This window comes from Oleiphilus sp. HI0117, assembly GCF_001635235.1.
This window is the reverse complement of sequence record NZ_LWGA01001483.1, coordinates 1-1,023: the sequence shown is the minus strand read 5'-3', so window position 1 is coordinate 1,023 and position 1,023 is coordinate 1. Positions and strand designations below refer to the sequence as shown.

The following is a 1,023-nucleotide window of genomic DNA, read 5'->3' as shown; positions in this document are numbered from 1 at the left end:
ATAACAAGCTTATTTTTATCGGACATTCGCCGTGCTCCTAAATCAATATCCTAAAGAGTTTATCTAAGCTAATACAATACATTGCAGCTTATTAAATCAAACCGCTAACTATAGCGACAAGACCTAAGTTAAACAATGCTCAGTCAGTAAGAATTCACGTTATTTCGATATCTCTACAGAGTAGCGAGCCTATAGAGTGTCTAGAGTAAACAACCTAGTAAACTATCATATGCTCGATATTGCGAATTGGTCTATCAAATAAAGCAAAGACCATTGAACTTCTCGCGATTATAGACGAAAATTCGCGCTTCGCTTTGAACTTGTAATTTTAATTGGGGATACGTCAAGATGACGGCACAGAAAATACTATTTACCGCAGTAATTTTTCTTTTTAGTACGCTAGCGTCAGCGCTAGAAAAGAAAACAATTTGTACATGGGATCCAGTAGGGAAGAACGGCCCAGTAATGACTTTCTATTCAGATTTAAAGCCAAAAGCTATCGCATGGGGTTTAGATCTTGAGTTTATCGCTTATACCGATGAAAAAGTTGCTGCTAACGACTTCAAAGCTGGTGTATGTGACGGCGCTCACTTGAGTGCAATCCTATCACGTCAATTTGTTCCTTTCGCAGGGACACTTGATGCAATTGGCGGTATCACTTCCGACTCTGGTCTTGGTAAAATTCTTGCTACTCTTGCAAGCCCTAAGGCTGGCAAAATCATGACAAACGGTCAATATGAAGCAGTTGCTGCATGGCCTGTTGGCTCTATGTTCGCGTTCGTAAACGATAAGAACATCAATACAGTTGCAGACTTCAGCGGCAAGAAGATTTCAGTTCTTAATGAAGACCCACAGACTCACAAGCTTGCTAACATGGCCGGCGCATCACCTGTAGGCACTTCTTTGGCAACGTTCTCTGGCCAGTTCAACAACGGCAACATTGATATCCTTTTCATGCCAGCACTAGCTTACAACACTTTTGAGCTATACCACGGCCTTGGCGACAAAGGTGGCATTCTTGAC

General features: G+C 41.6%; 1 protein-coding gene. It reads left to right on the top strand.

All coding sequences use genetic code 11. The features are described 5' to 3' along the window. Positions 1 to 348 precede the first annotated feature (348 nt). Positions 349 to 1,023 (top strand): putative solute-binding protein (locus A3757_RS24635; RefSeq protein ID WP_231878385.1); only part of this gene is annotated, 675 nt, incomplete at its 3' end.